At 71.3% G+C, this 25,070-nt stretch carries 17 protein-coding genes; 16 read left to right on the top strand and 1 reads right to left on the bottom strand.

Features of this window, described 5'->3' with window-relative positions:
• Positions 1–104 precede the first annotated feature (104 nt).
• The 13 genes from DEFCA_RS0115315 (at position 105) to DEFCA_RS0115375 (ending at position 17,564) form a co-directional block, all read left to right on the top strand.
• On the top strand, positions 105–887 hold the full coding sequence (locus DEFCA_RS0115315; RefSeq protein ID WP_025323887.1) for an energy-coupling factor ABC transporter ATP-binding protein: 783 nt from the start codon (positions 105–107) through the stop codon (positions 885–887).
• Positions 888–1,286: 399 nt separating this feature from the next.
• Positions 1,287–2,630 carry a pyridoxal phosphate-dependent aminotransferase gene (locus DEFCA_RS0115320; protein WP_025323888.1) on the top strand — a complete coding sequence of 448 codons (1,344 nt, stop codon included), beginning with the start codon at positions 1,287–1,289 and terminating at the stop codon, positions 2,628–2,630.
• Positions 2,631–2,649: 19 nt separating this feature from the next.
• Complete coding sequence (locus tag DEFCA_RS0115325) at positions 2,650–3,981, top strand: radical SAM/SPASM family putative metalloenzyme maturase (RefSeq protein WP_025323889.1); 1,332 nt, start codon at positions 2,650–2,652, stop codon at positions 3,979–3,981.
• 541 nt (positions 3,982–4,522) lie between these two features.
• Positions 4,523–5,122, top strand: a complete 600-nt coding sequence (locus DEFCA_RS0115330; protein WP_169709607.1) for a TetR/AcrR family transcriptional regulator — start codon at positions 4,523–4,525, stop codon at positions 5,120–5,122.
• Between the two features lie 605 nt (positions 5,123–5,727).
• The gene (locus tag DEFCA_RS0115335) at positions 5,728–6,882 is read left to right on the top strand and encodes an acyl-CoA dehydrogenase family protein (RefSeq protein ID WP_025323891.1); all 1,155 of its coding nucleotides are present in this window, start codon (positions 5,728–5,730) and stop codon (positions 6,880–6,882) included.
• Positions 6,883–6,952: 70 nt separating this feature from the next.
• Positions 6,953–8,131 (top strand): (Fe-S)-binding protein, encoded by a 1,179-nt coding sequence (locus DEFCA_RS24370; RefSeq protein WP_025323892.1) that lies wholly within the window; start codon positions 6,953–6,955, stop codon positions 8,129–8,131.
• Between the two features lie 298 nt (positions 8,132–8,429).
• The gene (locus DEFCA_RS0115345; RefSeq protein WP_025323893.1) at positions 8,430–9,221 is read left to right on the top strand and encodes an electron transfer flavoprotein subunit beta/FixA family protein; all 792 of its coding nucleotides are present in this window, start codon (positions 8,430–8,432) and stop codon (positions 9,219–9,221) included.
• On the top strand, positions 9,218–10,183 hold the full coding sequence (locus DEFCA_RS0115350; protein WP_025323894.1) for an electron transfer flavoprotein subunit alpha/FixB family protein: 966 nt from the start codon (positions 9,218–9,220) through the stop codon (positions 10,181–10,183). The genes DEFCA_RS0115345 and DEFCA_RS0115350 overlap by 4 nt, the downstream gene beginning before the upstream one ends.
• A gap of 44 nt (positions 10,184–10,227) precedes the next feature.
• Entirely contained in the window at positions 10,228–11,544 is a 1,317-nt protein-coding gene (locus DEFCA_RS0115355) for a CoB--CoM heterodisulfide reductase iron-sulfur subunit A family protein (RefSeq protein ID WP_025323895.1), read from the top strand.
• On the top strand, positions 11,541–13,241 hold the full coding sequence (locus DEFCA_RS0115360; RefSeq protein WP_025323896.1) for a CoB--CoM heterodisulfide reductase iron-sulfur subunit A family protein: 1,701 nt from the start codon (positions 11,541–11,543) through the stop codon (positions 13,239–13,241). The genes DEFCA_RS0115355 and DEFCA_RS0115360 overlap by 4 nt, the downstream gene beginning before the upstream one ends.
• A 66-nt stretch (positions 13,242–13,307) precedes the next feature.
• The gene (locus tag DEFCA_RS0115365; protein ID WP_084319297.1) at positions 13,308–15,260 is read left to right on the top strand and encodes an ATP-binding protein; all 1,953 of its coding nucleotides are present in this window, start codon (positions 13,308–13,310) and stop codon (positions 15,258–15,260) included.
• Positions 15,261–15,393: 133 nt separating this feature from the next.
• Positions 15,394–16,782, top strand: coding sequence for a sigma-54-dependent transcriptional regulator (locus tag DEFCA_RS0115370; protein WP_025323898.1), 1,389 nt, complete (start codon positions 15,394–15,396; stop codon positions 16,780–16,782).
• Positions 16,779–17,564, top strand: coding sequence for a phosphorylase family protein (locus DEFCA_RS0115375; protein WP_025323899.1), 786 nt, complete (start codon positions 16,779–16,781; stop codon positions 17,562–17,564). Before DEFCA_RS0115370 ends, DEFCA_RS0115375 begins: the two co-directional genes overlap by 4 nt.
• Before the next feature lie 29 nt (positions 17,565–17,593).
• On the opposite strand, the gene DEFCA_RS0115380 is transcribed toward DEFCA_RS0115375, so the two are convergent.
• Positions 17,594–20,398 (bottom strand): class I adenylate cyclase, encoded by a 2,805-nt coding sequence (locus tag DEFCA_RS0115380; protein WP_025323900.1) that lies wholly within the window; start codon positions 20,396–20,398, stop codon positions 17,594–17,596.
• A gap of 81 nt (positions 20,399–20,479) precedes the next feature.
• Between DEFCA_RS0115380 and DEFCA_RS0115385 the strand changes: the two genes are divergently transcribed.
• From DEFCA_RS0115385 to DEFCA_RS0115395, 3 genes are all read left to right on the top strand, one after another.
• Positions 20,480–20,812 carry a hypothetical protein gene (locus DEFCA_RS0115385; protein ID WP_025323901.1) on the top strand — a complete coding sequence of 111 codons (333 nt, stop codon included), beginning with the start codon at positions 20,480–20,482 and terminating at the stop codon, positions 20,810–20,812.
• Positions 20,809–22,842: a fibronectin type III domain-containing protein gene (locus tag DEFCA_RS0115390; protein ID WP_025323902.1), complete on the top strand. Its 2,034-nt coding sequence runs from the start codon at positions 20,809–20,811 to the stop codon at positions 22,840–22,842. Before DEFCA_RS0115385 ends, DEFCA_RS0115390 begins: the two co-directional genes overlap by 4 nt.
• A gap of 109 nt (positions 22,843–22,951) precedes the next feature.
• A complete protein-coding gene (locus tag DEFCA_RS0115395) occupies positions 22,952–25,066 on the top strand; it encodes a cytochrome c3 family protein (protein ID WP_025323903.1) in 2,115 nt (704 codons plus the stop codon).
• Positions 25,067–25,070: the final 4 nt, after the last annotated feature.

Here is a 25,070-nt window from a genome sequence, read left to right on the forward strand (position 1 = left end):
TCTGGCCCCTGACACGGCCACGCCCGGCTCTCCGGCAGGTCCCCTCCGAGCAGGGAGCGGTGGCGCCTGTGTATCCGCCGAGTCAATATCAACAGGATTCGCCCATGAGCCATCACATCGTCGAGGTGACGGACCTGGAGTTCACCTACCCGGACGGCACGCCGGCCCTGGCCGGGGTGTCGTTCCGGATCACCCACGGGGAGTCGGTGGCCGTGGTCGGCGCCAACGGCGCCGGCAAGTCCACCCTGCTCCTGCACCTGAACGGCGTCCTGGTGCCCCAGAAGGGCGCGGTGCGCGTCGGGGAGATCCCCCTGACCCGTCAGACCCTGCCCGAGATCCGGAAGACCGTGGGCATGGTGTTCCAGGACCCGGACGATCAGCTGTTCATGCCCACGGTGTACGAGGACGTGGCCTTCGGCCCCCTGAACCTGGCCCTGCCCCCGGACGAGGTGGAGCGCAGGGTCCGAACCGCCCTGGAGCGGGTGGGGGCCTGGGACCTGCGGGACCGGCCGCCCCACCGGCTGTCCGGGGGCGAGAAGCGGGCCGTGGCAATCGCCACCGTGCTCGCCATGGGGCCCGACATCTTGGTGATGGACGAGCCCACCTCCAATCTGGATCCCCGGGCCCGCCGCCGGCTGATGGAGCTGCTGGCCTCGTTCGAGCACACCAAGATCATCGCCACCCACGACCTGGACATGGCCCTGGAGCTGTGCCATCGCACCATCGTGGTCCACGACGGCCGGATCACCCGGGACGGGCCCACCGCCGAGGTGTTCACGGACGATGAACTCCTGGAGCGAAGCGGCCTGGAGCGGCCCCTGGGGCTGCGGGCCTGTCCCGTGTGCGGCTCGCTCCCCATGGGCCGGCCCGACGCTGCTGAAGGTTGACATGCGCAGTGCGGCGTGGTACCAACACGTGCCATGCGGATGACGATCGTGTTCCCGACCCCGAAGGCGATGGATCGAGCTAGCGACGCGGCCGCTGCGGCCGCCTGGCTCTGTCGCGCCCGTGGGCCGGGAGTCGGAGGGTAGCACGCCCCATCCGCCATCCCGACGAACCAAGGCCACGGGCAACGCGCCCGTGGCCTTTTTTATTGGCCCGGCGGCAAAATAGGCGCGCCGCCTCGGAGGGCGGGGCAAGGGGCCTGGTTCCGGCGGGCGCTCCGGCAGACCCCATGCCCCACCGAGGGTTTGGCGGCGGCTCGAGAGCCGCCCAGCGGGCCGAAGGCCCGACCGACGACCAACGACCAACGACTGACGACCGCCGTCGTGAAGGAGTTTTCGAGGATGCGAAAGAACATCGTCCACGTGGGAGCCGGTGAGCTCTCCTACGAGATCCGGGCCATCGTGAGCGTGGGGGAGGAGCTCCAGCGCCTGGGAGTGCCGGTGAGGTGGGAGAACATCGGCGACCCGGTGGCCAAGGGGGAGGTCGTGCCCCGTTGGATGAAGGAGGTGGTGGCGGACCTGGCCCTCCAGGACTGCTCGTACGCGTACTGCCCCACCAAGGGGCTGCCGGAGACCCGGCAGTTCCTGGCCGAGCGGGTCAACGCCCGCGGCGGCGTTCGGATCTCGGCCGAGGATATCGTGTTCTTCAACGGCCTGGGCGACGCGATCCAGAAGGTGTACGGGTTTCTGCGGCGCGAAGCCCGGGTGATCGGGCCCTCCCCGGCCTACACCACCCACTCCTCGGGCGAGGCGGCCCACGCGGGCCAGAAGCCCGTGTGCTACCGCCTCGATCCCGATCGGGGCTGGATGCCGGATCTCGAGGACCTGCGGCTGTCCGTGAAGTACAACCCCTCGGTGGCGGGGCTGCTGATCCTCAACCCGGACAACCCCACCGGTGCGGTGTACCCTCCGGAGGTCCTGGAGGAGATGGTGGCCATCGCCCGGGAGTTCGACCTGTTCGTGGTGGCCGACGAGATCTACGCGAACCTGGTGTTCGACGGGGTCCGCACCTGCCAGCTCGCCGACGTGATCGGCGACGTGCCGGCCATCTCCATGAAGGGGATCAGCAAGGAGCTGCCCTGGCCCGGAGCCCGGTGCGGCTGGATCGAGGTGTACAACGCCGAGAAGGATCCCGTGTTCCGGCGATACGTCCAGAGCATCGTGGACGCGAAGATGGTGGAGGTGTGCTCTACCACCCTGCCCCAGAAGGCGATCCCCCCGATCCTGAGCCACCCCGAGTACCCCCGGCATCTTCAGGAGCGCCGCAGGCGGTACGCCCGCTACGCCGAGATCGCCTGCGACATTCTGGGCGACGTGCCGGGGGTCCAAGTGGTCCGGCCCGGCGGCGCGTTCTACCTGACCGTGCGGTTCCTGCCGGGCAGCCTGAGCACCCGCCAGACCCTGGAGGTGGCGCAGGAGCCGGTGCGCCACCTGGTGGAGCGGCTGGTGGCGGAGCCGGGCACCACCCTGGACAAGCGGTTCGTGTACTACCTGCTGGCCTCGGCCGGGGTGTGCGTGGTGCCCCTGAGCTCGTTCGCCACGGAGGAGCAGGGGTTTCGCATGACGCTGCTCGAGCCGGACGAGGCGCGGTTCCGGGAGACCCTGACCATTGTGGCGGACTCGATCCGCGCGTATCTCGCCTCGGACGAAAGCCCCGCCGAGGTCGAGCTCCGGGCAGCCGGATAGGGACAGGAGGCCCTTTGCCGTGGAGATCTGTCAACGAAACGAGCCGGTCGAGGCCGGCGCTCCCGCTTTGCTACCCTACCCGTCCAAGCTGTTCGTCGAGACCACCACCCGGTGCAACCTGCGATGCGCCATGTGCGTGAAACAGACCCCGGACAACGGCGTTGCGGAGGGAGACCTGGACGACGCCGTGTTCGCGGGGCTGGAGCCCGCCTTCGCCCGGCTGGAGACCCTGATCCTGTCGGGAATCGGGGAGCCCCTCCTCCACCCCCGCCTCGAGGAGTTTATCCGGCAGGCACGATCGGTCATGCCCGCCGGTGCCACCATCGGGTTCCAGACGAACGGCCTCCTCCTGGACGAGGACCGGGCGCTCCGGCTGGTGGAGGCCGGCCTGGACCGGATCTGCCTGTCGCTCGACGCGGTGAACCCGGCCACCTTCCGCCGCATCCGCGAAGGGGGCGAGGTGGGAGCCCTGGACCGGGCGTTCCGGGCCCTGGGCCGGGCCGAAAAGGTCGTGGGCCGGCGCGTGGAGAAGGGCATCGAGTTCGTGGCCATGCGCGACAACGTGGCCGAGCTGCCCGACGTGGTCCGGTGGGCCGTGTCCCGGGGCGCCGCCTTCGCCCTGGTGACCCAGGTGCTCCCCTACGACGAGCATCTGGTTCAACAGGCGGCCTACGACCCGAACACCGACGTGGCCGTGGCGTTCTTCGAGCCGTGGCGCCGGCGGGCCGAGGCCGAGGGCATCGACCTCGACCGGTACTTCGAGGTGCTCTGGAAGTACACCAAGAGCCCCGAGGACGAGCGGATCGTGGCCTTCGTGGAGGCCATGAAGGCCGACGCCCACGCCCGGGACATCTTCGTGAACGTGCAGAAGATCCTGGAGCGGGACGAGGCCTGGATGGACCGGGTGGGGCGGATCTTCGACGAGGCCGCCCGGTTGGCCTCGGAGCTCGGCCTGGACCTGCGGCTGCCCGAGGTGGTGCCCCGGGGGGACCGGCGGTGCGACTTCGTGGAGGAGGGGGCGGCGTTCGTCAGCTGGGACGGCGCGGTGCATCCCTGCTACTTCCTGTGGCACGGGTATCGGTGCTTCATCAACGGCCGGGAGAAGTTCGTCCGGCCCCGGGTGTTCGGCCGGGTGCCGGAGCAGGGTATCCTGGAGGTCTGGAACGACCCCGCCTTCCGGAGCTTTCGGCAGAGCGTCATCCGGTACGACTACCCGTTCTGCTCCGACTGCAACCTGGCCAAGTGCTGCGACTACGTCCAGGCCGAGGAGTTCGAGCAGGACTGCTACCTGAACGCCGAGCCCTGCGGTGACTGCCTGTGGTGCAAGGGGGTGTTCCAGTGCCTGCGGTGAGCAGGCGAGGTGGCCGCCTTCCCGGGAACTTCCGCTAGGACGATTGAAAACCTCCCGGATTCCCACGCGTTCTAGGAACCACCAAACCTCTTCGCCTTTACCTCGCGGCTCGGGGGCATGGTTTAGTTTCTGATCTCTGGCCCGCCCCGAACTGCTAATCCCAACGAAAGTGTTGCCAGGCCCGTGTCCCCTTCCCCTTGGGGAGTGCGGGGTGGGGGTCTGGTGGAGCACCGGGTGCGGCCCCTTAGCTCGCCGCGCCCTCCGAACGTCTGAACCGCCGCCGGATCCCAAGGGTTTCGTTGCGGTGGCCTGGATCGACGCGCAAGCGGCGGCATGAGAAGGCGCGGCGATCGGATGCCGCACTCGCGCCCGGCCGGAACCAGGCCCCCACCCCGCACCCTGGCAATACGTTTGCAGGTAACAAAAGCTACCCCTCCCCGTTGCCGGGCCCCGCGGGGGCCTGATGGGGCTCTCCCCTTGACACGGGGGGCTGGTTCTGGGATTTTACTGCCCGGTAAGTAAACCGATCCAGGAGGCGACCGTGGCCCAACCATCGCCCGTGCGGGAGGACCGGCGGGAGCAGATCTTCGCGGCAGGAGCCCGACTGTTCGCCGAGAAGGGGTACGAGCGCACGAGCTTGCAGGACGTGGCCGACGCCCTGGGGGTGACGAAGCCCGCCTTCTACTACTACTACCGGTCCAAGGAGGAGCTGCTGTTCGAGATCCTGTCGTTCTCCATGGACCGGGTCACCGACGACATCAAGGCCGCGCTGTGCCTGGACGCCCCGCCCGAGGAGCGGGTGCGGGAGTGGATCCGCCGCTACGTGAGGTTCTTCACGGCACACCCCCACGAGCTCACCCTGCTCTCCACGGCCATCGACTCCCTGGGGCCCGACCGGCGCGAGCGCCTGAAGGCGCGCCAACGCAGGTACCTGGACATGGCCCGGCGCCTCGTGGCGGCAATCAAGGCGCCCGGCTCGGGGCTAGACGACACGGTGAGCGCGTTCGCCCTACTGGGCATGATGAACTGGATCTTTCAGTGGTACCGACCGGCCGGCCCCGTGGCCCCGGAGGCCCTGGCCGACCACTTCTACCGGATCTTCGTCTACGGGGTGAGCCGGGTTGAACCCGGCGGCAACTAGTGTCGTGTTTTGGAACTTTCGTGGTTTTTCCAGCGGGTGGGGCTAGGGGTTCAAAGGACAGATTTCAGCTCCGTAGGCCGCGAGGCAGCCTGTTCGCGAGGTGCAGACTTTATGTGCGTCTCGGTCCGAGCGGTGCGTGCGGGGCATGGGGCCTACCTCCGGCCGGGCGCGAAGCCGAGCGTTGAGATTCGCCGCGCAGGCACAAGACACGGGAGTTGGTTTCATCACGGGTGCGCGCAAGGGGACCCTTTCGCGGTCCGAACGCTGGAGGCGCTGCGCGGCGAGCATAGGGGCCGCGCCCGGCTCTCCGGCAGACCCCATGCTCCCCGAGCTTTGACCGCCGGGTCGAAAGCCAGTTGGAAGCCGACAGGGGACAGGACATCTCGAAATGGCGCTCCTTCTGATTGGCTGGAGTAATCCCCCTCTCTGTCCACTGTCATCTGAATTCTGGCCCCCGATCCGGCCGCATCCGGCGCTCCGGACGGATCCTATGCCGCCCGGACGTGTGGTGACGTCGGAGATCAGGGAGGTTTTCGGGCATTCTGGCCTTCCGGCCTTCCAGCCTTCTAGCTTTCCAGCCTTCCAGCCTTTCAAAGGAGCGTTCCATGACCCAGTTCGCCCTGACCCCGGAACAGCGCGACATCCAACAGGCGGCCCGGGAGTTCGCCCAAGGGGAGTTCCCCAAGTACGCCCGGGAGGCGGACGAGGCGGAGGAGTGCCCCAGGAAGCTGTACCGCCAGGCGGCTGAGCTCGGGTTCCAGGGCCTGTTCTTCCCCGAGGAGTACGGCGGGGCCGGCTTGGGCTACCTGGAGTTCTGCCTGGTGGTCGAGGAGTTCTGGCGGGCCGACCCCGGGCTGGGCCAGGCCCTCGGGTCGGTGGTGTTCGGGTCGGACCTGATCCTGCTCTACGGCACCGAGGAGCAGAAGCAGAGGTATCTGCCGCCGTTGACCACGGGCGAGGCGATCATGGGCGCCGCGATCACCGAGCCCGACGCCGGCAGCGACATCTCGGCGGCCCGCACCACGGCCGTGCTCGACGGCGACGAGTGGGTGATCTCGGGAACCAAGATCTTCATCACCAACGGGACCATCGCCAACTTCCTGATCGTGTACTGCCTGACCGATCCGGAGGCCCCCGGCCGCCACGGCCGCCACTCCTGCATCCTGGTCGAGACCGATCGGCCGGGGTTCCAGGCCACCAAGCTCAAGGGAAAGATGGGCATCCGGGCCTCGGACACGGCCGAGGTGGTGCTGGACGAGGTACGGGTGCCGGCCACGAACCTGATCGGGACCCGGGGCGAGGGGTTCCGGCAGTTCATGGAGTTCTTCAACCGCACCCGGCTCCACGTGGCCGCCCAGGGCATCGGCGTGGCCCAGGGCGCCCTGGACAAGGCGGTGCGCCACGTGCGCCAGCGCGAGCAGTTCGGTCGGCCGCTGGCCTCGTTCCAGGGGGTGCAGTTCAAGATCGCCGAGATGGCCACCCGGGTGGAGGCGGCCCGCAGCCTGCTGTACCGGGCGGCGGCCCTGGTGGACGCGGGCACGGTGGACCACCGGCTGATCGCCATGGCCAAGTGGCTGGCTGGCGAGACCGGGGTCCGGGTCACCGACGAGGCCCTGCAGCTCCACGGCGGGTACGGGTACCTGGCCGAGAACGACGTGGAGCGGTTCTACCGCGACGCCAAGATCGTCGAGATCTACGAGGGCACGAAAGAGGTGGAGAAGCAGATCGTGGCTCGGGGGGTGATCGGGCGGCCGGGTTGATGGTTTTTTCGCCTCCCAGCCTCCTAGCCTTTTAGCCTTCCAGCGGGCGAAGGCCCAAAAGAGGTGGTTCGTGGGCAAGTTGCGGGACATCGAAGGGGTTCCCCTGGCCGAGCGGTACGAGCTCGCGGCGTGCCTCCAGTGCGGCCGCTGCACCGGGGGGTGCCCGGTGGGGCTGCGCTCCCCCTTGAACTCCCGGCGGCTCCTGTACGAGGCGTTGATCCGGGAGGACGGCGAGGTGCTGGTGGAGCGCGAGGAGGTGTGGGACTGCACGGCGTGCCGCACCTGCGCCGACCGGTGCCCCCGGGGCCTGGAGCCCGTGGCCGTGATCCGGGAGATCCGGACCCTCAAGATCGAGGAGGGCCGGATCCCCCAGACCGTGATGGACGCGCTGGAGTCCGCCCTCAAGCACGGGAACCCCTGGGGCCGTTCCCGCCGGAAGCGCTTCGCCTGGGCCGACGGCCTGGGGGTGCCGACCCTGGAGGAGGGGGACGAGGCGCCGAACCTGTGGTTCGTGGGGTGCACCCCGGCCTACGACCCCCGGTGCCAGGAGGCGGCCCGGGCCCTGGCCGGGATTCTGCGGGCCGCCGGGTACCCGTTCACCACCCTGGGCAACGAGGAGTCGTGCTGCGGCAGCGAGATGCTGCGGCTGGGGGAGCTGGGGCTGTTCGAGGAGTTGGCCGAGGCGAACCAAGCGCTGCTGGACGAGGTGGCCCCGGAGACGGTGCTGACCACCTCGCCCCACTGCATGAACGCGCTGCGCACCGACTACGACCCGGCGGTGTCCGCCCTGCACTTCTCCCAGGTGCTGGCCCGCCTGGCGGGCGAGGGCCGGATTCCGTTCCGGCGGGAGGTGCCGCTGCGGGTCGCCTTTCACGATCCCTGCTACCTGGGCAAGCAGAACGGGGTGTACGAGGAGCCCCGGGCGGCGATCGCGGCCGTGCCCGGGGTGGAGCTGGTGGAGTTCGACCGCTCGCGCGAGCGCAGCCTGTGCTGCGAGGGTGGGGGCGGACGCATGTGGCTCGAGGGGCTCGGCGAGGGCGAGCGAAACGCCCAGCAGCGGGTTCGCACCGCCGCTGACATGGGGGTGGACGCCGTGGTCACGGCCTGCCCGTTCTGCCTGCTCACGCTGGAGGACGCCCGCAAGACCGCGGGGCTGGAGGACGCCCTGGAGATCGTGGACTTGGCCGAGCTCGTGTGGAGGGGGGTGGAAGATCTCCCAGACCCCTGCGGGCTAGAGACTAGAAACTAGAGGCCAGGAACTAGCGTTTCGCTTCGCAAAAAGTATGCGGATTGCGGTGGTGGGGCTGGGGGATCCGACGAAGCGCGACGGCCGAGCAGCCTGGGCCGCCCGGCGCCAGGGGAGCGGCCGCGGCGCGTGCTCTCACGCGGCGCAGCGGACCGCGCCGAGGCGGCCCCTGCGAGGCCGTTCAGCGAAGGAGGAGCCCCCAGCCCCACCACCCCCTGGGAATACCACTAGATTCCGGAAACGCTACACCAGCTGCCCAGCCGCCTAGCGGGCCGAAGGCCCAAGACAAAGGAGAGGTGCGATGAACCTAGCGGTGTTTGTGAAGCACGTGCCCGACGCGGCCGAGGCGGATCTCCGGATCGGCCCCGACGGCCGGTCGGTGCGCGCCGAGGACCTGCCGTTTCAGATGAACGAGTGGGACCGGTTCGCCCTGGAGGAGGCGGCCCGCCTCAAGGAGGCCACGGGCGGCTCCCTGACCGCGTTCCTGATCGGCCCGGGCGAGCACGAGGACAGCTTGAGGAGGTGCCTGGCCGTGGGCGCCGACCGGGCCGTGCGGGTCTGGGACGAGTCGTTTCCCGCCCTGGGGCCGGCGGCCGTGGCCCGGGCCCTGGCCGCTGCGGTCGGGGAGGAGCGGTTCGACCTGTACCTGTGCGGGGCCCAGGCGGCGGACGACGGGTATGCCGTGGTGGGGCCGACCCTCGCGGTGCTCCTGGGGGTGCCCTGGGCCGCGCTGGTGTGCCGGTTGGAGCTGCAGGACGGCCGGATCGTGTGCGATCGGGAGCTGGAGGCGGGGTGGTTCGAGCGGGTGGAGCTGGAGCTGCCGGCGTTGGTGACCGTCCAGACCGGCATCAACGAACCCCGGTACGTCTCGATCCTGGGCATCCGCAAGGCCCGGTCCAAGCCCCTGGAGGTCCGAGGCCTGGCCGACCTGGGCGTCGATCCGGACGAGATCGGCCGGCTGGGGGCGTTGACCATGCTGGAGGCGCTGGAGCCGCCCCCCCCCGGCCGCGAGGCCGAGATGCTGGAGGGGAGCCCGGCCGAGGTGGCCCGGAAGGCCGTGGCCGTGCTGCGGGAGAAGGGAGGTGTGCTGTGAGCGTGTGGGTGATCGCGGAGCACCGCAACGGCGAGCTCCGGGAGGTGACCGGCGAGCTGGTGGCCACGGCCCGGGCGCTGGGCGCGGGGCCGGTCACCGCGGTGGTACTGGGCGGCCCCGGCGAGACCGAAGCCCCGGCCGCGGGCCTGCCGGCCGGGATCGACCGGGTGGTCCGGGTGGAGCACGAGAGCCTGGCCGGGTTCAACGGGGTGGCCGTGGCCGCGGCCCTCGAACGGATGGCGACCCGGGAGCGGCCGGCCGTGGTCCTGGGCGCCCACTCGGCCGCCGGCATGGACTGGGCCCCGGCCCTGGCCGCGGGGCTGGGTGCGCCGGTGGCCACCGACGTGCTCTCCCTGCAACGGGACGACAGCGGATTCCTGGCGGTTCGCACGGTGTACGCCGGCAAGCTCCAGGCCCGGGTGCGGCTGGCCCAGGCGCCCACCGTGGTGGTGACCCTCCGGCCCGGCGCCGCGGAGGCGGCGCCGGGGTCGGCCGAGGTGCCGGCCGAGACCGAGGCCGCCGAGGTGCCGGCCGAGGTGGGCCGGAGGTTCGTGGAGTGGATCCAGGAGGCCGCAGGAGAGGTGGACATCACCCAGGCCGACGTGCTGGTCAGCGTGGGCCGGGGCATCGGAGACCCCGAGGATCTGGACGTGGCCCGGGAGCTGGCCGAGGCGCTGGGCGCCACCCTGTCGTGCTCGCGGCCCGTGGTGGACCTGGGCTGGTTGCCCAAGGAGCGCCAGGTGGGCATCTCGGGCAAGACGGTGAAGCCCAAGGTCTACATCGCCCTGGGCATCTCCGGCGCGTTTCAGCACGTGACCGCCATGAAGGACGCGGGCTTGATCCTGGCCGTGAACAAGGACCCCAAGGCCCCGATCTTCCGGGTGGCCCACTACGGCATCGTGGGGGACCTGTTCAAGGTGGTGCCCGAGCTCACCAAGGCGGTGCGCGAGGCCCGGGGCTGAGGCCCGTGCTCTCCGTTTCCCAGGGCCCGCAGGGAGCCTGATCGTTGCGCCGTGCCCTCGTCGTCGGCGCCGGCATCGCCGGCATCCAGGCCGCGCTGGACCTGGCCGAAGCCGGGGTGGAGGTGGTGCTCGTGGAGCGGGCGGAGTACGTGGGGGGGAACATGGCCCGCCTCGACAAGACCTTCCCCACCCTGGACTGCTCCTCGTGCACCCTGACCCCCCGCACCTCGGAGGTGGGCCGCCACCCCCGGGTGCGGCTGCTCACCCGCACCGAGGTGGAGGGGGTGGCGGCCGAGGGCACCGGGTTCCGGGTGCGGCTCCGGGTGCGGCCCCGGTACGTGGACCCGGAGGCGTGCGTGGCGTGCGGCCGGTGCGCCGAGGCGTGCCGGCTGGCCGGACGGGTGCCGCGGGGGTTCGACCTGGGGCTCTCCAAGGGCGCGGCCATCGACCTCGCGTTCCCCCAGGCCGTGCCCGCGGCCTACGCCGTGGACCCCGCCAGGTGCCTGCAGCTCACCCGGGGCCGGTGCGGCCGCGACGGGCCCCGGTGCGTGGCGGCCTGCGACGTGGGCGCGATCCGGTTGGACGAGGCCGAGCGGCGCGAGCAGGTGCGGGTGGACGCCGTGGTGGTGGCCGCCGGGTACCGTCTGTACCGGCCCGGCGACCCGGCCGAGGGCCGGCCCGAGCTGGGGTTCGGCCGGTATCCCCAGGTGGTGACCAACCTCCAGATGGAGCGGCTCCTGTCGGCCTCGGGCCCCACCGGCGGCGAGGTGCGGGTCGGGGATCGGACCCCCTCGCGGATCGTGTTCCTCCAGTGCGTGGGCTCCCGCGACCGCACGGTTGGCGCGGCCCACTGCTCCCGGGTGTGCTGCATGGCGAGCATGAAGCAGGCCCTGGTGCTCCGGGAGAAGCTGCCGGACGCGGCGGTCACGGTGCTCTACATGGACCTTCGTTGCTTCGGCAAGGGGTACGAGGAGTTCCTGGAGCGGGCCCAGCGCGCGGGCGTGGTGGTGCGGCGGGGGAACCCGGCCGAGGTGTACCGCCGGGCCGACCGGGTGGCGGTGCGGTTCGAGGACACCCTGCTCGGCCGGGTCGAGGAGCTGCCGGCCGATCTGGTGGTGCTGGCGGCGGGGCTGCGGCCCGCCGAAGGCCTGACCGAACTCGCCCGCACCGTGGGCGTGGGGCTGGGCCCGGACGGCTTCCTGGAGCCGGCGGACCGGCGCGACCCGGCCGTGTCGGGCCGGCCCGGGGTGTTCCTGGCCGGGACCTGCCTGGGCCCCATGGACATCCCCGACGCGGTGGCCTCGGGATCGGCCGCGGCCGGCGCCGCGCTCGCCCACCTGGCCCGGGGGGCGGGCCGGTGAGCCGGCGGGTGGCGGTGTACCTGTGCCACTGCGGCCGCAACATCGCGGCCACGGTGGACGTGCGGGCCGTGGCCGAGCGCCTGGCCGGCGAGGCCGGGGTGGTGTTGGTGCGGGACTACCCGTACCTGTGCTCCAAGCCCGGCCAGGATCTGATCCGGGCCGACGTGGAGGCCGGTTGGGCCGACCGGGTTGTGGTGGCGGCCTGCTCGCCCCGGATGCACGAGGAGACGTTCCGCAGGGTTCTGGCCGAGGCGGGTCGGAACCCCCACCTGCTCCAGCACGTGAACGTGCGGGAGCAGTGCGCCTGGGTCCATCCGGAGCCCGCGGTGGCCACGGCCAAGGCCCGGGCGCTGGTGGCCATGGGAGTGGCCCGGGTGCTCCGCCACGAGCCCCTGGAGGCCGGCGAGGCCGCGGTGGAGCGGCGGTGCCTGGTGGTGGGCGGCGGCCCGGCCGGCCTGACCGCGGCCGACACCCTGGCCGGGGCCGGCATCGAGGTGGTTCTGGTCGAGCGGGCCGAGCGGCTGGGCGGGAGGGCCCGGGACCTCGGCCGGGCCTTCCCGGGGGGCGAGCCGGTGGGCCCCTGGCTCGAAGCCCTGGTGGGCCGGGTGACCGGCCGGCCCGCGGTCTCCGTGCGGACCGGGGCCCGGGTGGTCGGGGTGGAGGGGGTCCCGGGCGCGTTCCGGGTGGGGATCGCCTCGCCGGACGGCCGGGCCGAGGAGACCGTGGGGGCGCTGGTGGTGGCCACGGGATACGGCCTGTACGCCCCCGACTCTCCCCGGGAGGGCCGGCCCGAGCTCGGGTACGGAACGGTGCCCGGGGTGGTCACCCAGGCCGAGCTCGAGGAGCGGCTCCGCTCCGGCGAGGGCCCGGTGGCGGTGGGCGGCCGGCCGGTGGAAGGGGTCGTGTTCGTGCAGTGCGTGGGCTCCCGCGACCGCACGGCCGGTGCGTTCCACTGCTCGCGCGTGTGCTGCATGGTCAGCGTGCGCCAGGCCCGGGAGCTGCGGGCCCGCAACCCGGGTGCCCGGGTTCGGGTGCTCTACATGGACCTGCGGGCCTACTCCCGGGGGGCGGAGGAGGACTACGAGGCCGCCGGTCGAGAGGGGGTGGAGTTCCGGCGGGGCGGGGTGTCCGAGGTGTTCGCACGGGAGGGGCGGGCGGTGGTGCGGTTCGAGGACACCCTCGTGGGCCGGGTCGAGGAGGCGCCGGCCGACCTGGTGGTGCTGGCCTGCGGGGCCCGTCCCCGCCCCGACGCGTCGGAGGTGGCCCGGGCCCTGGGCCTCGGCCGGGGGCCGGACGGGTTCTTCCTGGAGGCCCACCCGAAGCTCCGGCCGGTGGAGGCCGCGTCGGCCGGGGTGCTCCTGGCCGGGGCGTGCCTGGGGCCCCGCACCCTGGACGAGGCCGTCACCTCGGGTCGGGCGGCCGCGGCCCGGGCCCTGGCCCTGCTGCTGCGGGGCCGCCTGCCCCTGAACCCGCGGGTCGCCCGGGTGGACCCGGACCGGTGCGCCGCCTGCGGCCTGTGCGAGGCCGCGTGCCCGGCCGGCGCGATCCGGCCGGGGGGCGGCCTGGCGGCCCGGCGGGTGGAGCCGGGGGCCTGCCGGGGGTGCGGGGCCTGCGCGGCCGTGTGCCCCTCCCACGCCGCGGTCCTGGGCCACCACCGGGACGACCAGATCCTGGCCGAGGTGGAAGCCGGCCTGTGACCCCTATTCCCCGGCTCGGCTCGGCCGTGGTAGAGTGAATTTTCACCATCCGTCGCCCAGGATCCCATGAGCCGCCCCGCACCCGCCCCCGAGAACCCTTTGGACAAGCTGATCCCCCTGACCTCGGCCCTGGCCTCGGCCCGGTCGGGCGAGGAGGTGGCCCGTCGGGCCGTGGAGGTGCTTGGGGCCGCGGGGTTCGGGATGGCGTGCGTGTACCGCATGGGGCCGGGCACCACCCTTGCCGAGCCGGTGGCCTGGCCCGAGGGCGTGCCCCCACCTCCGGCCCTGGACCTGCGCGCCGGTGGGCCGGAGGCCGAGGCGGTGATGGCCCGCCGAACGGTCCGGGAGCGGCGGGCCGACGGGGTGTGGCGCCTCCACGTGCCGGCCCAGAGCCACGACCGGGCCGTGGGCCTGGTGTCGGCGGACGCGGCCGACCCGGATGGTTTGGAGCCTGCGGCGCGGATCGCGGCCGACTGCGTGGCCCTGGCCTTCGAGAACGAGCTCCTTCACGACGCCAACGAGGCCCGGGTGCGTCAGCTCCTGGCCCTGCAGAGGGTGGGCCGGGAGATGTCGTCCACCCTGGACCTGGACCGGCTGCTGCGCATGGTGGTGGACGAGGCGGTGGGCCTCACCGCTGCCGACGCAGGGGCGGTGTACCTCCGGGACCCCGGAGGGGACCGTCTCCTCTTGGCCGCCTGGGCGGGCCGGCGGCCGGCTCGCGACGAGGTGGAGGTGGGGTACGGCATCCCGGGGTGGGTGGCCCGCCAGGGCCGGCCCCTGCGGGTGGCCGACCGGGGCCGGGCCGACGCACCCTATGCCGAGCGCCGCAACCACCTGGCCGTGCCGCTGCTGAGCGAGGGCGAGACCCTGGGCGTGCTGGCCCTCGAATCCCGGGGGACCGCCCCGTTCACCAGCACCCACGAGGAGATCCTGGCGATCTTCGCGGCCCAGGCGGCCAAGGCCATCGAGGCCACCCAGTTCTTCCGCCAGATCCGGGAGGAGCGGGACCTCCGGGACGCGATCCTGTCGGTCACCCCCAACGGGGTGGTAGCCCTGGACCCCCAGCGCCGGGTGGTGCTCATGAACCCGGCAGCCCGGCGGCTTCTGGACGTGCGCGAGACCCCCGAGGGAAACCCCATGGAGCGGTACCTGGGGCGGCCCGAGTTCCTGGAGGCCTTGCGCCGGGTCATGGCCGGCGACTCGCCCCTGGAGCAGATCCAGATCGACCTGGGCAGCGGGCCGGCCCTGCGCAACCTGCTGGTGAGCCTGGTGCCCATGGGCGAGGGATCGCCCCGGGGGGCCACGGTGATCGTCCAGGACTTCACCGAGCGCCGCCGGCTGGACGAGCGGGTGCAGCGAATGGCCCGGCTGGCGTCCATCGGGCAGCTGGCCGCGGGCATCGCCCACGAGATCCGCAACCCCCTGACCGGCATGGCCATCAGCCTGGACGTGCTCGCAGAGGAAGGGGGCCTGTCCGAGGGGGGGCGAAGCCTGGTGGCCGACATGCACGCCGAGATCGACCGGCTCGAGGCCCTGATCCGGGGGCTCTTGGACTTCGCCCGGCCCCAGCCGGTGGAGGCCCGGCCCATGCGGATGGCCAAGGCCCTGGAGTGGCACCGCACCTTCGAGAAGCAGTGCGGCCGGAAGGGCGTGGCCTTCTGCCTGGACCTCGGCCCCAACCCCAAGATCGAGGGGGACCCGGAGAAGCTCAAGCAGCTCTTCCTGAACCTGGCGATCAACGCCCTGGAGGTCACGCCCGAGGGCGGCGAGATCCGGGTTCGGGTGTCCTCGGCCGAGGACGGGTGGGTGCGGATCGTCGTGGAGGACACGGGTCCGGGGATGGACCCCGAGACCCTGGCCCACGCGTTCGACCCGTTCTTCACCACGAAGAACGAGGGCACGGGGCTGGGGCTGTCGATCGCCCACAGCATCGTGGAGCAGCACGGCGGCCGGATCGACGTGGAGTCGGAGCCCGGCCGGGGCACCCGGTTCACGGTGGAGCTCCCGGCCCATGGGTAAACGGCTGGGCGGTTAGATGGAGGCAGATCCGGTGTGTGCTCAGTGAAACGGCGAGGGCCGGGAGGCGTTCCAGCCTCCTAGCCTCCCAGCTTTCTAGCCTATTGGCCTTCCAGCCTATCCCACGGAGCGTTCCATGGCCGATCGGATCCTGATCGTGGACGACGAAGCCCTCATCCGCAAATCCCTGGGCCAGATGCTCGGCCACAAGGGGTATGACGTGGTCACCGCGGCCAGCGCGGCCGAGGCCCGCAAAGTGTTCACGGCCGGGGAGTTCGCCCTGGCCCTGCTGGACCTGCGGCTTCCCGACGCCTCGGGCATCGACCTGCTTCGGGAGTTCAAGGCGGCCCAGCCCGACCTGCTGGTGATCATGATGACCGCCTACGGCAGCGTGGAGACCGCGGTCGAGGCGATGCGGCTCGGGGCCTACGACTACGTGAACAAGCCGTTCAAGTCCCGGGAGATCGAGGTGATCGTCCGCCTGGCCCTGGAGGCCCGGCACCTGAAGCGCGAGGTCAAGGAGCTGCGGGAGGAGGCCCTGGGGGCCACGGACCTGGGGAACATCGTGGCCCGGGACCCGGCCATGCTCAAGGTCCTGGACATGGTGCGCAAGGTGGCCCAGAACCCCGACGTCACGGTGCTGATCCAGGGGGAGAGCGGTACCGGCAAGGAGATGATCGCCCGGGCCGTGCACGCCGAGAGCCCCCGGGCCGACAAGCCGTTCGTGGGCATCAACTGCGCGGCCATCCCCGGCAACCTGCTGGAGAGCGAGCTGTTCGGGTACGAGAAGGGGGCGTTCACCGACGCCAAGGCCCGGAAGATCGGCCTGATCGAGCGGGCCCAGGGCGGCACCCTGTTCCTGGACGAGATCGGGGACATGGACGTGGGGCTCCAGGCCAAGCTGCTGCGCGTGCTCGAAGAGCGCAAGATCCGGCGGGTGGGGGGGCTCGACGAGCTGGCGGTGGACGTGCGGATCCTGGCAGCCACCAACCAGGACCTGGACGAGAAGCGAAAGACCGGCCGGTTCCGCGAGGACCTGTACTACCGGCTGAAGATCATCCACATCGACATCCCGCCCCTGCGGGAGCGCAAGGCCGACATCCTGCCCCTGGCCCAGCACTTCATCCAGGACGCCAACCGCAGGTTCCACAAGAACGTGCAGGGGTTCTCGCCCGAGGCCGAGGACTTCCTCCTGGGCTACCGGTGGCCCGGCAACGTGCGGGAGCTCAAGAACACCATCGAGCGGATCCTGATCCTGGAGGAGACCGACTGGATCCGGCCCGAGCACCTGCCGCCCGAGATCCTCCGGGGCCGCCCGGCGGAGGAGGGGGGGGTGTGGATCCCCCAGGAGGTGGAGATCCTGCGGGGGGTGTCGTTCGACCGGGTCATGGACGAGGTGGCCCGATACCTGATCGGCGAGGCCCTGCGGCTGGCAGGGGGGAACAAGGCCCAGGCGGCCCGGCTGCTCGACATGGACCGGGGCACCCTGCGCTACCAGATCAAGCGGCTGGGGATCGGGGCATGATCCGCCCGCCGGTCGAGGCCCTGGGCGACCCCGGCCGGGTGGTGGCCACGGTGCTCGGGTGCCGGCCCGACGAGGTGGCTCCCCGGGTGGTGGTGACCCCGTTCGTTCCGCTCTCGTCGTTTCGCCGCCACGTCGAGGACGTGACGGCCGACCTGAACCCCCGGTTCTTCTTCCAAGGGTTCACCGCCGTGTTCCAGGGGGAGCCCGTGACCGTGGTGCACACGGGCGTGGGCCCGAGCCGGATCGGCGACTGCCTGGCGGCCCTGGCCCTCACCCCCGCCCGAAAGGCGCTGTTCGTGGGCGCGGTGGGGGGGCTAGCCGACCCCCTGGAGCTGGGAGACTGGTTTCTTCCCGAGGCGGTGGCCGACGGCGAGGGGTACACCCGATACGTGCGCGAGGGGTTCCGCAGGGTGGTGGACGGGGCGCACCCGTTCGCGGTGAGGGTGCCCGACGACCTGCGCCGGTTCCTCAAGGAGAGGGACGAGCGGGTGCACACCGGCCGGGTGTTCACCGTGGGGCCGGTGTCGTTCGAGTCGGAGGAGAACCTGCGGTTTCTGAAGGCCCGGGGGTACGACGCCCTGGAGATGGAGCTGTCGGCCTTCTACGCCGCGTGCCAGGCCCTGGGCCTGGACGGCGCCGCCCTCACCTACGTGAGCGACCTGCCCCTGCGCAGCCCCCTGTGGACCGAGAAGACCCCGGCCGAGACCGAGGCCCTGCGCACGGCCTGGCGCGCGGCGCCCCGCCTGGCCCTGGAATGGATCTGCTCGTCTGTCGGCGGTTGATCCGGTGGCCCACGGCCCAAAACCCGCGGTCAACCCGCGAGCCGTTGCTCGATCGCCTTCTTGTAGAACAGGTAGTGCCCCGTGGCGGCCACCTCGCCGCAGTGCTCCCTCCGGAACCCCTCGTCCAGGAACAGGCGGGTGATGAACACCTCGTACTCCAGGCCCGAGAGCCGGGCCTCGAGGATCCGGCGCCGCACCTCGGCCAGGGGGTTGGCGTAGCGGGTGCTGTCGATGACCTGCATCCCCCAGGTGATGCGGTAACCGGGGGGGGAGTCGGCCGCCGGGGAGGCGACCCGCTCGATCACCAGGCCCACGGGGTGGAGCCCCAGGCTGCGAACCCTGCTCAGGTGGTCCTGGGTGGCGGTGAAGGCCCGACAGGTGCCCTCGAACAACACGGTGTGGATGCGCAGCACGTCCATGAGATCCTTCCCGGCCACCACGCTGCGGGGCTGGGCCGCCACGTCCGGGAACACGTTCTCCAGGAAGTGGAGAAGCCGGGCCAATACGTAGGGCTGGGGGTCTGCCGGTCCGGTCCAGTGGCTCAGGTTGCCCACCTCGTCCACCACGAACACCCAGTCCCGGTCTCCGTCCCGGAGGACGAACAGGTCCAGCAGCCCCGGTTGGGACTCCTCCACCAACGTGGCCAACAGCGCCAGGTCGCCGGCCTGGCGCTCCACCCGGGTCTCCACCCGCTGGTAGGGGCCCACCGCCCCGAGGAGCCGGAGCAGGTCCTCCCGGTCGAACGCCATCCGGTGGGTGCATCGGTCCGGGGCGGTCTGGTCGAGCACCGAGATCCCTCCCTCCACGCCGCACACGTACCGGCGCCGGGTCCCCTTCGGGAGATCGGGGCCGATCCACTCGACGATCTCGGGCAGCCGCCGGTCCAGGGGCAGAGCGATGCGGTGGCTGCCCAGTTTGGGGGACGGGGCGTGCACCCACAGCCGGCCCCGGGGAGGGGGCTGGGTCAGGAACGGCAGCAGGGTGTCCTCCACCAGCCGGGCGTAGGCCCCGGGCCCGGTCCACGACCGGTAGAACACCTCGCCCCAGCTCGTGGCCCATACCACGGCGAATCCGCCCCCCAGCCCCGGCTGCCCGAGCACGGCCAGGTGCTCCGTGCGCGGCGGACGCAGAAGGGTGGGGGCGTCGGGGCTGTGGCCCCGGACCTGGCCGAGCATCCGCGAGAGGACCCGGGCGATCGGCTCGAGGTCGGCGCCGGACACCCGGCGATCGGTGTCCCAACACCCCAGCTGGCTGCGGGGGCCGAGGATGCCGTTGTGGGCGGCCCATACCAGCGGCTCGAGCGGATCCTCGGCCTCCCGGAGCAGGTCGTTGGCCTTGTGCTCCACGTTCGAGGGGCTCACGTGCCCCCGGTAGAGGCGCCAGGGTGCATCGCCGCCGGGCAGGGTCTCCCGGTACAGGGTCAGGTGCGGCTCGCCCACCCCCGGCGTGACGAACCGGAGGGTCTCGACCTTGTGGGGGGCCTTGCGGTAGCGGATCTGAAGCTTCCTGCCCAGCACGGTCAGGTCCCGGGCCGTGATCCGCTGGGTCTCTCCGGCGTGGTCCAGCCGGGCGCGGATGCGCTGGTAGGTGCGCAGAAAGTACCGGTCGAGCTCCTCGGCGAGCTCGCGGACCCGCTCGAACTTCCAGCGCCGGAACTCGTTCAGGTGCCGGATCCGGCGGGGACCCCACCCCCACTCCCGGGTGTACCGGGCCATCACCCCCAGGTCGCCGGAGTCCTCGAGACAGGCCTCGATCCGGTCGGGGTCGACGTGGACCCCTGTCTTCAGATAGAAGCACCGGGCCAGCAGATCCTCGGTGGCCGGGTCCCCCCGGCTGCGGTAGTGTTCCACCACGGCATCGAACAGCACGCAGTACGGGTCGGGGGTCTCCCCGGCGTGGACGCGGCGCTTCACCTCCTCGCACAGGGGGGGTGGGGGCTCGTTGGAGCACAGGGTCTTCTCCAGGAGCCCCAGCTTGAGGGCCGACTTGAAGGGCGCCTTCTCCCCCTTCGCGATCTGCCACACCGCGGCGCCGAACAGCTCCCCCACCGGCACCGTGGCCACAGGGCCCAGGTCCACGTAGCTGTCGGTCACCAGGGTGGGGTCCGCGAGGAGCCGCTCCAGGTGCTCCGCATAGGCGGGGGGCGGGAGGCCCTGGGGGAGCACCCACCACACGGGAAGCTTTCCGCCCAGCAGGATGTGGGTGCGGTAGAACTCCTCCTTGAGGAGGGCGCCCATGGCGGAGCCGCAGCCCTCCAGGTCGGTTTGGCCGAAGTCGTTCACCCGGATGTCGGCCGTGGACTGGAGGAAGAGGTGAAACTCCACGTCTGCGTGACGGTTCAGCCACTGCTCCACGGCCCGTACCTTGGCGCCGTACGCATCCACCGCGGCGTCGGAGAGGTGGGGGCTGTGGCAGACCCACACGTCCAGGTCCGATTCGCCCGTGAATCCGATCGAGCCGGCGCTTCCCATCACGGCCACCAGGTCCACCGCGGGGCGGTAGAACGCGGAACGCTTGATCCGGGCCTCGGGGAACAGCCGGCGGGCCAGCCGGATCGCGTCGTTGGAGGGGGCGTAGTCGGCGATGCCCACCGGACAGGCCGGGTCGTCGACAAAGCCCGGCAGCCCGGGCCGGTTCACGTGGAGGAGCAGGGGGAGCAGTTGGAGGGCTTCCTGGGTCTTTCGGCCCGCCTGGGCGCGCAGGCGCATGAGCCGACGGCGCAGGTGGGCCCGGGCCCGCTCCTCGCGGAACGCGGCCTTCTGGGCCAGGGGCGTGGGGGTGTAAGCCCGGGCCCGGCTTTCGCGTCTAAATAGTTGGTCGAGCAGTCTCGCCACGGTGCGTCTCCGCCGGTCGCTGCATCTAACCCTGATCGGCCCGGCCGCCGAAAAGAATGAGGGGACGAAAGGAGAGGAACCATGCGGATCCGGGGGCTTCTGCTGGCGGTGGTGGGACTGTGGGCGTGCGGTGCCATGGCCATGGGCCGGGCGCCGGCCCCGCCCGAGGGGGCGACGTCGCTGGACCTGATCGCCCGGGCCGTGAGCGCGGGGGAGATCGACCCGGACACGGCAACCCTATACCGGGTGTTCGCCGTGGTGGGGGACGAGCGGCTGCCCCAGCGGTTCCGGGGCGACGTTCCCATCCGCGACGGGACCCCCGTGCTGCGGGAGGCCCGCAGCCGGTTTCCTCGGCTTCGGCCCGACGTGCAGGAAGCCCTGCGCCCCTACCTGTTTCCGAAGGAGAAACGATGAGCGTGCCATGGTGGCGGCTGGGGGCCGTTGCGGCCCTGCTCCTGACCCTCGGGCCGCCGGCCTGGGCCGGTCCGGCGCCGGCGGCGGATTTCGAGGCCCGGCTCCGGGGCATGGAGGCCCGGGGCGAGATGAGTGAGGGGCGGGCGGAGCTGTACCGGCTGTACGCGGTGCGGGCGCCGGAGCGCCTGCCCGCCGAACTCCGGATGGAAACGGCCTCGGGCCGAGGGCTGCGGGCCCTTTCGTCCGGGCCGGAGGCCGAGCCGTGGGTGGTCCGGTGCGGCACCCCGATCCTTCGGAGGGTCCGGGCGGCGCTCGGCCGGATGCCCCCGGAACTGCGGGCCGAGGCCGCGGACCTGCTCGACGACCGGCCCCCGGCCGGCCGGGCCGCGTTCCGGACCGCCGCCGGCAAAACGGGCACGGCCGTGCTCGCCAACCGCCTGGTCACCGACAACTTCTCCATCGAATGGGGGCCAGATCTCACCAACGAGGACGGCACCACGCCGCCTGCGGACGATGGCCCGGTGGACGCGGACGACCCCGCCGTCGGGGGCAACGGCATCCCGGACGTGGTGGAGCGCTGGGCGGCCTACTTCGAGGCGGCCTTTCGGGTCGAGGTGGGCGACATGGGGTACACGCATCCCGTGGTCGAGGGGAACCTGATCCCGGTGTACATCGGGAACTCCGACCCCAGCACCCCCATCGAAAACATCGGGAGCGGAACCTACGCCTTCACCCAGCCCGACGGGGTGCCCTATATCGTGGTGAACAACGACCTGAGCTTCGTGCCCCCGAACGGGGAGGGGGCGTCGGCACCGGCGAAGATCCACGGCGCCATGAAGATCACCGCCGCCCACGAGCTGTTCCACGTGTTCCACTTCCTGTACGAGCCCCAGGCCTGGATCCCCAACGAGGACGACTGGTGGTTCGAGTGCTCCTCCACCTGGATGGAGGATGAGGTGTTCGACGCGGTGAACGACTACTACCAGTATTTCCAACAGAGCGGAGGCCGGCCGGGGTGGACGTACTACCTGGAGAACGGCCTGCCCGTGCGCTCCAACGACCTGAGCTACGTGACCCGGGCCTACGGGTCCGTGATCTTCGCCAAGTATCTGTCCGAGCACGTGGGGGGCCGGCCGGCCCTGTTCGACGTGTGGCAGCGCATCCGCCTGGACGGCCTCAGGATCCTGCCGGCGTTGGACGCGTTCGCCACCTCGAACGGGTTTCAAGGGCTGCCGGACCTGTTCCTGGGGTTCGTGGGGGCCACCGCGGTCATGGACTACGAGGAGGGGGAGAACTATGGGTCGGTGCAGTGGGCCGACGGGCTTGCATCCCAGAGCTCGTTGTCTGCGGGGCTCCCCGCCTATTTGGGAGCGGTGTACTCGGGTGGAACCGCGGGCGAAGACGCGACGCTGACCCTTTCCGGGGTTCCGGACGCAGCGGCCTGGGGCCTGGCGGTTGTGAAGCTGCCCTTCGGGGGGAGCCCGTTGCTGCTCGGCAGCATCGGGTCGGGAGGAACCTCGGTGCCCTTGGCCGTGGGCGAGCCGAACGTGTCCATCTGGGCGGGGGTGGCCTATCTGGACCCCGACCTGAGTGCTCAAGGATGGACCCTGGTGTCTTCGTCCTCACCGTCGGGCGACACGGTTGCCCCTGGGGCGGCCTCCAACCTGAGGGTCACCGAGACCAGCGGCGGATTCGACCTGGCATGGGACGCCCCGCAGGATCCGGACGTAGCCGGCTATGTCGTCTCTTGGGGCACGGGCAACCGAACCCTGTACGGGCCGGTGACCACCGTGGCCGTCCGGGAGCTCCCCGTGGGCGACTACACGGTGTCCGTGGCCGCGTACGACGGCACCGGCAACCTGGGGCCGGAGACGAACGCTCCGGTCTCCGTGACCGAGGCCACCGCGCCCACAGCGACCCCGGCGGCCCGGGTGGTCTCGTTCGTGGAGAACGATCCCCCGCCGGGCCCGACCGTCTCCGGCGGTGGCGGGGGCGGAGGGGGATGCTTTCTGGAGCTTTTGGGGCTTTGACCGGGGTTTCTTGAACCGGCAACCTCCGTTTGGGTAGAGTAGGGCGGCCCTGGCGACGGGGCCGCCCTTGTGAACCCGGAAACAATCTCTGCCCCGCACGGAGGCTCCCATGCCCGAGGCTCGACGGCGCCGGTGGATCGTGGCCGCCTCGGCCGCTGCTTTGCTCCTGGCCACCGCCCTTCGGGCCGGGGCTGCGGAGGTTCTGTTCGTCTATCCCCCCCCCAATTCCCTGATCACGGAGTCGCCCGTGCCGGTTCTTGGATACGTGTTGGGCGAACCGGTGGACGCGCTCACGGCCCGGGTGGTGTCCGAAGGGCGGCGGACCGAGCCGGGCCGGTTCGACCTGTATCTGTTCAAAGGGAAGGTGTTCTCCGGGTCCCTGGACCTCAACCCCGGTCGGAACAACGTGGTGGTGGGGGACACCGTGATCCCGCTCCTGTACCGCCCCGGTTTCGAGGGAGACGCGGAGGACGGATTCCGCCGGCCCCGGGCCCACGCCGGAGGCATCGAGTCGTGCAACCCGTGCCATGGGTTCTCGCGGGGCAGCCTCACCCTCAAGGACCGGGTGCCCGACCTGTGCCTCCAATGTCACAAGGTGGGTACCGAGTCCCTGCGGGCGGTGATCAAGAAGAATCGCCACACTCGGGAGATCACCCCCGACTGCTTGCGATGCCACGACCCCCACGTGTCGTTCGATCCGGCCCTGCTCCGCAAGGGCCGGGGGGGATGCTCGGCCTGCCACGCCGCCCAGGCCAGGCCGTCGCTCCACGGGGACGTGGGCGACTCGGCCTGCGGCGCATGCCACGACCCCCATGCCTCGGCGTATCCCTCGATGCTTCGGGGCGACGCCCTGGCCCTATGCCGCCGGTGCCACGAGGACGTGGCCGACCCCGACCGGTACCCCCGCTCCTACCACCGGCCGGTGGACGACGGGAACTGCTTCGTCTGCCACCAGCCCCACGCGGGCACGTACCCCTCGCTGCTCAAGGACGTGGCGCCGGGGTTGTGCGCCCGGTGCCACGACGAGGCCAAGGCGGAGGTGCACGGCGGGGAGCTCGAGGAGTGCCGCCTGTGCCACGAACCCCACCTGTCGGACCGGCCCGTTCTGCTGAAGCAAGGGGTGTCGGAGGCGTGCGTGGACTGCCACGGGGATCCGGCCAAGGGCAAGAACCGCCACCCCGCGCTGAAGAACGGCTGTGTGACGTGTCACAACCCCCACGACCCCAAGGGGCTGAAGGCCGCCGATCGGGTCTGCGGCCAGTGCCACAACCTCCGCAAGGAGGGGTTTCGGGCGGCCCACGGCCGGCTGCCCATGGACGACGTGCGCCAGTGTACGTTCTGCCACGATCCCCACGCCTCCGACTATCCGGGGCTCCTGCGGGGCAAGCTGCACTACCCGTTGCAGAACGGAGGGTGCAGTGCCTGCCACGAGGTACGCAAGGGGAAGCTGGAGTTGCGGTACGAGGGCAGCAAGAACTGCACCCGGTGCCACGGCCAGATCACCGGCACCTCGGAGATCATCGAGACCGACAAGGTCCACAAGCCGGTCTACCAGATCGACTGCATCGCCTGCCACAACCCCCACCTGGGGGTCCGGGACAAGTTCCTGCTGGAGGAGCCGGTGACCCTGTGCGGCTGGTGCCACGGCATCCTGCTGCGGGGCGTGAAGAACGTGCACGGCGTGTTCGAAAAGGGCAACTGCTACACCTGCCACTTGCCCCACATCAGTGACTTCCGGCCCCTGCTGAAGCGGCCGGAGAAGACCCTGTGCACGAGCTGCCACACGGGCATCCTGCCGGAGAAGGTGTCGGAGCAACGCATGCTGCACGGGGCGCTGCGGAAGGGGCGGTGCACCGGCTGCCACAACCCCCACGGGACGAACACCGAGAAGCTCCTCAAGGGCAGTCGCGACGAGCTGTGCTCGAACTGCCATTCCGGGGTGTTGGCCGGGGAGGACGGAACGCCCTTCCGCTACGTTCACGGGCCGGTTGGGGCCAGGAACTGCACGGCTTGCCACGAGCTCGAGCACCGGCACGACCGGCAGGGCGACCGGTTCCTGCGGGCCCGGGGCAGTCGGGTGTGCGCGTTGTGCCACGACACCGCCCCCGACCACGTGCCCCCGCGGTTCCGGGCGAAGATGAGCGAGGTGCGAAACGACTGCCTGGCCTGCCACCTGCCTCACGGCTCGGACAACCGCTTCATGATGCGGGAGGGGTATTTTTGAGGCT

The organism is Deferrisoma camini S3R1 (assembly GCF_000526155.1).
GTDB lineage: Bacteria > Desulfobacterota > Deferrisomatia > Deferrisomatales > Deferrisomataceae > Deferrisoma > Deferrisoma camini.

Bases quoted from the DNA above. Each gene is read 5' to 3' on its own strand.
- DEFCA_RS0115315 (WP_025323887.1), top strand. From the start codon at position 105: ATGAGCCATCACATCGTCGAGGTGACGGACCTGGAGTTCACCTACCCG.
- DEFCA_RS0115320 (WP_025323888.1), top strand. From the start codon at position 1,287: ATGCGAAAGAACATCGTCCACGTGGGAGCCGGTGAGCTCTCCTACGAG.
- DEFCA_RS0115335 (WP_025323891.1), top strand. From the start codon at position 5,728: ATGACCCAGTTCGCCCTGACCCCGGAACAGCGCGACATCCAACAGGCG.
- DEFCA_RS0115345 (WP_025323893.1), top strand. From the start codon at position 8,430: ATGAACCTAGCGGTGTTTGTGAAGCACGTGCCCGACGCGGCCGAGGCG.
- DEFCA_RS0115365 (WP_084319297.1), top strand. From the start codon at position 13,308: ATGAGCCGCCCCGCACCCGCCCCCGAGAACCCTTTGGACAAGCTGATC.
- DEFCA_RS0115370 (WP_025323898.1), top strand. From the start codon at position 15,394: ATGGCCGATCGGATCCTGATCGTGGACGACGAAGCCCTCATCCGCAAA.
- DEFCA_RS0115375 (WP_025323899.1), top strand. From the start codon at position 16,779: ATGATCCGCCCGCCGGTCGAGGCCCTGGGCGACCCCGGCCGGGTGGTG.
- DEFCA_RS0115385 (WP_025323901.1), top strand. From the start codon at position 20,480: ATGCGGATCCGGGGGCTTCTGCTGGCGGTGGTGGGACTGTGGGCGTGC.
- DEFCA_RS0115390 (WP_025323902.1), top strand. From the start codon at position 20,809: ATGAGCGTGCCATGGTGGCGGCTGGGGGCCGTTGCGGCCCTGCTCCTG.
- DEFCA_RS0115395 (WP_025323903.1), top strand. From the start codon at position 22,952: ATGCCCGAGGCTCGACGGCGCCGGTGGATCGTGGCCGCCTCGGCCGCT.